The 8,721-nt window shown below is 68.4% G+C and carries 7 protein-coding genes; 3 read left to right on the plus strand and 4 right to left on the minus strand.

Annotated elements, in window-relative coordinates; translation table 11 throughout:
• Positions 1-11: 11 nt before the first annotated feature.
• Positions 12-3,251, plus strand: a complete 3,240-nt coding sequence (locus Q7J39_RS12435) for an efflux RND transporter permease subunit (protein WP_304825257.1) — start codon at positions 12-14, stop codon at positions 3,249-3,251.
• A 42-nt stretch (positions 3,252-3,293) separates the two neighbouring features.
• Here the strand turns inward: Q7J39_RS12435 and Q7J39_RS12440 are convergent, their stop codons facing one another.
• Entirely contained in the window at positions 3,294-5,132 is a 1,839-nt protein-coding gene (locus tag Q7J39_RS12440) for an ABC transporter ATP-binding protein/permease (protein ID WP_370690057.1), read from the minus strand.
• A 39-nt stretch (positions 5,133-5,171) separates the two neighbouring features.
• A complete protein-coding gene (locus tag Q7J39_RS12445; protein WP_304825261.1) occupies positions 5,172-5,939 on the minus strand; it encodes an Ig-like domain-containing protein in 768 nt (255 codons plus the stop codon).
• A gap of 101 nt (positions 5,940-6,040) precedes the next feature.
• On the opposite strand from Q7J39_RS12445, the gene Q7J39_RS12450 reads away from it, so the two are divergent.
• A complete protein-coding gene (locus Q7J39_RS12450) occupies positions 6,041-6,643 on the plus strand; it encodes a TIGR00730 family Rossman fold protein (RefSeq protein WP_304825264.1) in 603 nt (200 codons plus the stop codon).
• Between the two features lie 66 nt (positions 6,644-6,709).
• Entirely contained in the window at positions 6,710-7,021 is a 312-nt protein-coding gene (locus tag Q7J39_RS12455) for a DUF6665 family protein (protein WP_304825267.1), read from the plus strand.
• Here the strand turns inward: Q7J39_RS12455 and Q7J39_RS12460 are convergent.
• On the minus strand, positions 7,018-7,467 hold the full coding sequence (locus Q7J39_RS12460) for a GNAT family N-acetyltransferase (RefSeq protein WP_304825270.1): 450 nt from the start codon (positions 7,465-7,467) through the stop codon (positions 7,018-7,020). The genes Q7J39_RS12455 and Q7J39_RS12460 overlap by 4 nt on opposite strands.
• 67 nt (positions 7,468-7,534) lie before the next feature.
• On the minus strand, positions 7,535-8,497 hold the full coding sequence (locus Q7J39_RS12465; RefSeq protein WP_304825273.1) for a tetratricopeptide repeat protein: 963 nt from the start codon (positions 8,495-8,497) through the stop codon (positions 7,535-7,537).
• Positions 8,498-8,721: the final 224 nt, after the last annotated feature.

An 8,721-nucleotide genomic window follows, 5' to 3' on the forward strand; every position in this document is an offset into this window, starting at 1 on the left:
AGATAGAGACGATGATCGGACCCTTGATCGACGGCGCGATTAAACGGCGCAAGGTCGTGCTGGGCGTCACCCTGATCGCCAGCATTTTCGGATTCCTGGCCTATATCGCCATGCCTCGGGAATCCAATCCCGACATCACCATCCCATTCGTGTCGGTGGTCGTGCCCTATCCGGGGGTCAGCCCCGAGGACGCCGAGCGGCTGTTGGTCAAGCCCATGGAGACCGAGCTCCAGAGCCTGGAGGGCATCAAGCAGATGAACGCCGTGGCCCGCCAGGGCCTGGCGATCGTCAACCTGGAGTTCGAGGCCGACTTCAACAAGGACAAGGTGCTCCAGGACGTCCGGGCCAAGGTCGACCTGGCGCGCGGCAAGTTCCCGCCGGACGCCGAGGAACCGATCATCGAGGAAGCCAATTTCTCCGGCGACCCGGTCATCGGCATCGTGCTGTCGGGCGCGGCGCCCGAGCGTGAGCTGGTTCGCATCGCCCGCGACCTGCAGGATCGCCTGGAGGCGTCCCCCGGCGTGCTGGAAGCCAGCCTCAGCGGCGGGCGCGAGGAGTTCCTCGAAGTCACCATCGATCCCATGCGGATGGAGGCCTACAATGTCTCGACCGGCGAGATTTCCCAGGTCATCGCCCGCAACAACCAGCTGGTCCCAGCCGGCGACCTGCGCTCCGGCGCCGGCAAGTTCGCCGTCAAGGTGCCCGGCGTGGTGGAGAAGCCCGCCGACATCCTCTCCCTGCCCATCAAGAAGAACGGCGACCGCCTGATCACCATCGGTGACATCGGGGACGTGCGCCGCACCTTCAAGGAAGCTGCCTTCATCAGCCGCTTCAACGGCCAGGCGGCCTATTCCATCGACGTGTCGAAGCGCTCCGGCGCCAACGTCCTGGAGACGGTGAAGAACGTCCGCGCCGTGGTGGCTGAAGAACAGAAGCGTTGGCCCGAGACGGTCAAGGTCTCCTACATCTTCGACGAAAGCGACTTCATCGGCCGCACCCTGATCGTGCTGGAAAGCGGCCTGATGTCGGCGACCCTGCTGGTGATGATGATCATCGTCGCCAGCCTGGGAATCCGTCAGGGCCTGATGGTGGGGTTGGCGATCCCGGCCTGCTTCATGCTGGCCTTCCTGATGCTCAACGCCATGAACGTCACCCTCAACCAGATGGTGATGTTCGGCCTGGTGCTGGCGGTGGGCATCCTGGTGGACGGCGGCATCGTGGTGGTGGAGTACGCCGACCGGAAAATGGCCGAAGGCATGCCCAAGGGCGAGGCCTTCGCGGCCGCCGGTAACCGCATGTTCTGGCCGGTGCTGAACGGCACCCTGACCACGCTCTGCGCCTTCCTGCCGTTCATGTTCTGGAACTCGATCCCCGGCAAGTTCATGAGCTTCCTGCCGCTGACCCTGTTCTTCGTGCTGGGCGCCTCGATCTTCGTGGCCCTGATCTTCACCCCGGCCCTGGGCTCCATCGTCGCCCGCAAGGCCGCCGTGGACGCCGAACACCTGGCCGAGATCGAGAAGTCCGAGCGCGGCGACCCGCGCGAGATGACCGGCTTCATGGGCTGGTACGCGCGCAACATCAGCTATCTGGGCCAGCACCCCTTCCGGGTGATGGGGGCGACGCTGGCGATCATCGTCGGCATCTTCATGTGGTTCGCCAACACGCCGCACCGCACCGAGTTCTTCCTCGACCAGGACCCGGAGTTCGTGAACGTCTTCGTCAAGGCGCGGGGCAACATGTCGCCCGAGGCCCAGGACGTCCTGGTGGCCCAGGTGGAGCGCCGGGTGACCGGCATCAAGGGCGTGAACTCCGTCTATGTGCGCTCCGGCGCGACCGGTGGCGGCGGCCCCAACGGCCCGCCCAACGACACCATCGGCCGTATCTCGCTGGACTTTTCCGAGTACGAGGACCGCAAGGCCCTTGGCCTGCGCGGCAAGGACATCGCCAACGAGATCCGTGAACGGGTCAAGGACATCCCCGGCATGCAGATCGAGGTCCGCGAGCCCCAGGGCGGTCCGCCCACCGGCAAGGACATCCAGGTCGAGCTGCGCGGCAACAATCCTGTCGAGCTGAACAAGGCCGCCGACATGATCAAGGCCAAGCTGGCCACCGATCGCCAGCTCATCGAGCTGGAGGACAACCGCACCTCGCCGGGCATCGAGTGGAACCTCACCGTCGACCGTGAGGCCGCCGGCCGCTACGGCGTCGACGTTCTGAGCGTCGGCCAGGCGATCCAGTACACCACCGGCGGTGTGCTGGTGGGCCGCTTCCGCCCCGACGACGCCGAGGACGAACTGGACATCCGGGTGCGCTTCACGCCGGAGGGCCGCAATGTCGCGGCCTTCGAGACCATGAAGATCCCCACGGCCCAGGGCCCGGTCCCGGCCAGCTACTTCGTCAAGCGGGTGCCCGCCCAGCAGGTGACCAGCATCCAGCGCCGCGACAGCCAGCGCCTGGTGCTGATCCAGGCCAACACCCCCGAAGGCGTCGCCGCCAACCAGAAGATCGAGCAGCTGAAGACCTGGCTCGAGAAGGCGCCCATGGGCAGCTCCGTCCGCTGGAAGTTCACTGGCGCGGACGAGGAAGGCCAGAAGGCGGCGATCTTCTTCATGACCGCCATGTCGGCCTCGCTGTTCATGATGGGCATCATCCTGCTGTGGCAGTTCAACAGCTTCTACGGCGTGCTGGTGACGCTGTCGGCGGTGGCCCTGTCCACGGTGGGCGTGCTGCTGGGGGTGCAGGTCAACCTGCTGCACACCTTCGATTACATCTCGGTGATCATGCTGGGGACCGGCGTCGTCGCGCTGGCCGGGGTCGTGGTGGGCCACAACATCGTGCTGGTGGACACCTACTACCAGCTGCGCCGCTCCGGCTACGAAGCCGACGACGCCGCCGTCCGCGCCGCGGCCCAGCGGTTCCGCCCGGTGATGCTGACGACGCTCGTGACCGTCGTCGGCCTGCTGCCGCTGATGTTCCAGATCCACCCGAACTTCCACAGCGGCCATATCGAGTACAAGGCGCCGGGGTCGGAATGGTGGGTGCAGCTTTCGGGCGCCGTCGTCTGGGGCCTGACCTTCGCCACCCTGCTGACCCTGATCCTGACGCCGGTGCTGCTGGCCGCGCCCAAGGTCTTCGCCCGCCGCTTCGGCTGGCTCTGGGAACACACCCTGGGCCCGCGCTTCGGCAAGACGCCGCCGCGGGATCGCAAGCTGGTGTTCGGCGACGACGACGTGCCGAAGGCGGCGGAGTAGCCCTCGCGTTGTCCTCCCCCGTTTACGGGGGAGGAAATCAACCTAGTGCTCCCGGGTCTGCCGCCGCCAGAGGGCCGCATATTCCCCGGCTTTCTCGAGCAGCTCCGCGTGGGTCCCGCGCTCGACGATCTTGCCCCGCCGCAGCACCACGATCTGGTCGGCGTCGACGATGGTGGAAAGCCGGTGGGCCACCACCAGGGTGGTGCGGCCGGCCCGCACCTTGCGCAGGGTGGCCTGGATCGCCTCCTCGGTGCGGCCGTCGAGCGCGCTGGTGGCCTCGTCGAGGATCAGCACCCGGGGATTGGCTAGCAGGGCGCGCGCGATCCCCACCCGCTGGCGTTCGCCGCCCGACAGCTTCAGGCCGCGCTCGCCCACCATGGTGGACATGCCGCCCGGCAGGCCGTCGATGAAGGCGCCCAGCTCGGCGTCCTCGGCGGCCTTGCGCACCTCCTCCGGCGTCGCGTCGGGGCGGGCGAAGCCGATATTGGCGTAGACGGTGTCATTGAACAGGGCGACGTCCTGCGGCACCAGGGCCACGGCGCGGCGCAGGGCGGCCTGGCTGACCTGGCGCAGGTCCATGCCGTCCAGCGTGACCCGGCCACCTTGCGGATCGATCAGCCGCAGGGCCAGGCGGACCGCCGTGGTCTTGCCGGCGCCCGAGGGGCCGACGATGGCGGTGGTGGTGCCGGGCGGGGCGTGGAAGCTCACCGCCTGCAGGCCCGTGGACCGGGCGTCGTGCTGGAAGGTCACGTCCTCGAAGGCCACGTCGGCCCCATGCACCTTGGACGGCGGCAGGTCGCGCGCGTCCGGCGCGTCGACGATGTCGGGATTCAGGGCCGCCAGACTGACCATCTGCTCCATGTCGATGAAGGCCTGGCGGATTTCCCGGTAGTTGAAGCCCAGCATGTTCAGGGGCTGGTAGATGCCGGTCAGCAACAGGATGGCGACGGTGACGTCCCCGATCCGCATGCGGCCCTGCATGACCTCCAGCCCCGCCAGCACCGTCATCAGGGCCAAGCCGATGGTCAGGATCACCGCCTGGACGCCGTTCAGCAGCGACAGCGAGGTGTTGGCCTTCACCGAGGCCACGACATAGTCGCCCATGGCGGCGTCGTACTTGGCGACCGTGCGGGTTTCCGACCCGAAGGTCTTGACCGTCTCGTAGTTCATCATGGCGTCCACCGAGAGGCCCGCCGAACGGCTGTCGGCCTCGTTCAGTTCGCGCCGGTGGCTGAGCCGCCAGTCGGTGATCTTGAAGGTCACCACCGTGTAGATGACGATGGTCACGAAGGTCGTCGCCGCGAACCGCCAGTCCAGCCGCAGGACCATCACCACCAGGGCCATCACCAGCTCGACGGCCGTCGGACCCAGGTTGAACACCACGCTGCGGATCAGGAAGTCGGTGGAGCGCGCGCCGCGGTCGATGATCCGGGCCAGCATCCCGGTCTGCTTGGACTGGTGGAAGTCCAGCGACAGGGCCAGCGTATGGGCGAAGGTCTCCACCGCCGCCTTGGCCATGGTGGACTGCGAAACCGTGGTGAAGATGGCGTCCCGCACATAGGGGGCGCAGGACGAGATCAGGCGGAGTCCTGCGAAGGCCAGGGCCAGGGCCACGAAGTCGGCGCCGATCGCCACAGCCGAACCGGCGGCGGGCGACAGGGTGTTGATGGCGTCCCCCAGCATGACCGGGGCGGTCACCCCGGCCAGCTTGCCGAGAAACACCATGGCCAGGGACACCGGCAGCCGCCAGCGCAGGCCCTTGGCGCCTGAGCGCATCACCAGTCGCCACAGGTCGGCCATCGAGGCCCAGAAGCTGAAGGTCACCGTGGGCGGCGACACGGCCCCAGGCGTTGCGAACCGCCGGTCACCGCCGGCGTGCATGAATGTCACCTTGGAAAAACTCCGCCTAACAAATGGGTTCTAATCAATAATCACGGTCGACTGCACGCCGCCGCCTGGCGTCATCCAATCCACCCGCAGGCCCGCGGGCGTGCGGCTGCTGCGGAAAGGCCCGTCGGTCATGGAGGCCGCAGGCGAGGTGTCGATTGTCGCCGAACTTTCGGCGCCGTCGTTGAAAACCTTGATGACGTGGACGCCCGGCGTCAGCGGCTGGGTCAGCGAGATCGCGAAGCGGCCCGTGGCGTTGGCCCGGCCATCGGCGCTCTGACGGCCATCGGCCCGCACGGTGATCGCGCTCCCGGCGGGGGCCGCCCCCGACACGATGGCCGCGCCCTCGCGGTCGAAGTCGAAGGCGGTGATGGCCGGCGCCGCCACCGCACCGACGCGGATCGCCCCGGCCCCCGCCCGAAGCTGATAGGCCAGCCCTTCGGGGGTCAGCAGCAGATAGCCCTGGGACTGGCTGGTGCGCGAACCTTGCGTGGTGGAGAGCCCGAACAGCCGCGGCGTCGCGGCCGGCGCCATGGTCAGCCGCCAGACCCCCTTGTTGTCCGCCGTGGCCGACAGGCTCGCCCCCTCCGGACTGGCCAGCCGCACCGGCGCGCCGGCCGGGGCGCTGCCGGTCAGGATCACCCCGGCCGCCGTGGTTTCGATCCGGCTCACCATCGGCGGGGTGGCGTAGCCGGCCTCGGCCGCCGGCTCCTTCTTGGGCGCGATCGGGACGCGGGGCGCCTCGGCGCCGCAGGCGGTCAGCAGCATCGCTGCGACGATAGGAATCAGGACGCGGACCACGGCTTGCTTGAAACTCCTTAACCCAGACCCTAGCTAATCCATCCCGCGCGCCGAAACCTGTCAGCAGCGCGTTATGAGTCCTTTTCCGGAGCTTACCGCCCATGGGGCAAGACCTCGCCCCCCTTTCGAGCGCCTGCGTGTTCTGCGGCTCCTCCGACGCCGCCGATCCCCAGCTGCTGGCCGATGCGGCGCAGCTCGGTCGCGAACTCGCGGCGGCGAAGCTGAAGCTGATCTATGGCGGCGGCGGCGTGGGCCTGATGGGCGCCTGCGCGATTGCGGCCCACGAGGCCGGCGGCGAGGTGCTGGGGGTCATCCCCAACTTCCTGAAGGTCCGCGAGCGCCGCCTGGACGTGGTGGAGACCATCGTCGTGTCCTCCATGCATGAGCGCAAGCAGATCATGTTCGACCACGCCGACAGCTTCATCGTCCTGCCGGGCGGCATCGGCACCCTGGAGGAGATCGTCGAGCTGCTGTCCTGGCGCCGGCTGGACCTGCACGCCAAGCCGGTGGTGTTCTACAGTCCCGGCGGCTTCTGGGAGCCGCTCTATGCCTTGTTCAAGCACACGGTAGACAACAAGCTGACGCCACCCGAGTTCATGACGAGTTGGATCTCCGTCGACCGCGTCGAGGACATCATTCCCGCGCTCAGCGGCGTGCGGCCGGCCCAGACGGTCCCCGACAGCGTCGTCCTGCGGATGACCTAGAGCCGGGAACTGGCCTTCCCCGCCGGGAATTGGCTAAACTCCACCGACCGATCAATGGGAGCGCCCATGTTCAGCAAGCGCAACACCCCGTCCGCCCGTGATAGCGGCTTCGACGTCCTGCAGCACGAGATGGCCGGCGAGGCCGCCGCAGCCCTCGGCCGCATCGGCGGCAAGATGGAGAGCGCGCTCGCCGCCCTGCGCGCCTTCGACGCCGGTGAGGATCAGACCCAACCCCGAGACGCCCTGGTCAAGGCCGCCGCCAAGGCCACCTGGATGTTCTTCGTCCAGCGCGAGTCGCTTGGCCTGCGCGACCAGCGCCCGGTCATCGCCCAGCACCAGATCCCGCGTGAGGTCTTGCTCAGGCTCGGCGCCTCCTAGCCGAGCGCCTTGCTCATGTGGATCACGACGCCCGCGCTCACGGCCTCCGCGCGGTCGATGCGGTAGCCGACCCGCTGGTACAGCGCGATATTCTCCTCGAACCGCTGGTTTGTGTAGAGCCGGATGCGCGCGTAGCCATGCGCGACCGCCAGCCCCTCCGCGTGCGCCAGCAGCCGCCGGCCCAGCCCCTGCCCCTGATGGCCCGGCGACACCGCCACGTTCTCGATCAGCAGTTGGTCGGCCTCGTCGATGGTCTCGATCAGGGCGGCCAGCTCATCCCCGACGTAGAGCAGGTCGAACCGGTGCGCCCGGACGGCGGCCTCGTAGTCGGCCCCCATCGGCTTGGGCTCCCGCCCGATCACCGGAACCCACTTGGCGTAGGCCGCCCGCGTCAGGTCGCGGATCGCCGCAGCGTCGGCCGGCACAGCGGTGCGCAGGGTGACCATCTCAGTACGACCTCTGCTTCAGGCCCCAGCGGCCGTCCTGCCGGGTGACGATCCGCGTGGGCGCGCCCTACTTCTTCTGGCCGCGCGCCAGGGCCGCCCTGGCGTCCGAGAGGCTCTGCGCCCGGGCGATGGACTCGTTGATGGCGTTGTCCTGCGTCGGCGACAGGCGCTGGGCCTGGCGATAGAGGGTCAGGGCCTTGCCATAGTCGCCGGCGCTCTCGGCGCAGACCCCCAGGTCGTAGACGGTGTCCAGGTTGCCCGGCTGGGCGGTGTTGATGCTGGTCCAGGCCTGGCAGGCCGTGGCCATGTCGCCGCTGGAGGCGGCCTTCGCCGCCGCCGTGAACTGGGCCTTCAGGGGTTCCGACAGCCCCACGCCCTTGGTCTTCAAGGTAGCGCTGAGGGTGGTGTTGTACGGGGCGATGTCGCGGCGGATGTCGCCGAGGATGTCGCGCTGGGCGTCGGTCACCATGGCCAGATCGCCGGTGGAGGGCGACTGGTTTCCGCACCAGGAGGTGTTGCGGCTGGCCCGTTTCTGGGTCGAATAGACCACCCGGCCATTGGCCACGTTCACCAGGCTCGGCGTCACGATCAGGTCGACGTTCCGGCGCCAGCAGGGGACGGGGAAGGACTTGTATTCCTTGCACTTGTCCCCCTCCCACCGGACGCAGCGGCTCTCGCTGCCCTGATAGCTGGAGGTGTTGAAATCCGTGCCCACCATGCCGAGGATCACGCCTTGCGCGCCTACCGACCGGCCATAGGGCGCCGCGTCGCGCGGATTGCTCGGCCCGCCCGTCGCCACGACAGTGAAATAGGGCCGGCCGTCAAAGGTGGCGGAGAACAGTTCGGCCTGCAGGGCCGACTGGAACTCGCGCCCGCCATAGCCGTCGAAGCCCGCCACGGCGATCCGGCGGATGTCGCTGGTCTCGGCGTAGCGCGCCGGGAAGCGGGCGCTGATATCGACGGTGGTGGCGCAGGCCGTCATCATCAGGCCGGCGCAGACCACCAGCCAAGTCGTCAACCGAGCACGCATTTCAGCCCCCGCTACCCAAAGTGGGCGCAGAATAACAGCCAAGCTTGAAACCGCAATCTGGCGTCGCGCGGTGGGCGCCTTTCAATTCCTCCCCCAGGCCGCAGGCCGTTCCGGGGGAGGTGGATCGCAGGCAGAGCCTGCGAGACGGAGGGGGCTGGGGCCGTGGACGCGGCAAGGGCCGAGGGGGGGGGGGGGGGGGGGGGGGGGGGGGGGGGGGGGGGGGG

The sequence above is a fragment of the Phenylobacterium sp. genome (genome assembly GCF_030651185.1).
Taxonomy (GTDB): domain Bacteria; phylum Pseudomonadota; class Alphaproteobacteria; order Caulobacterales; family Caulobacteraceae; genus Phenylobacterium.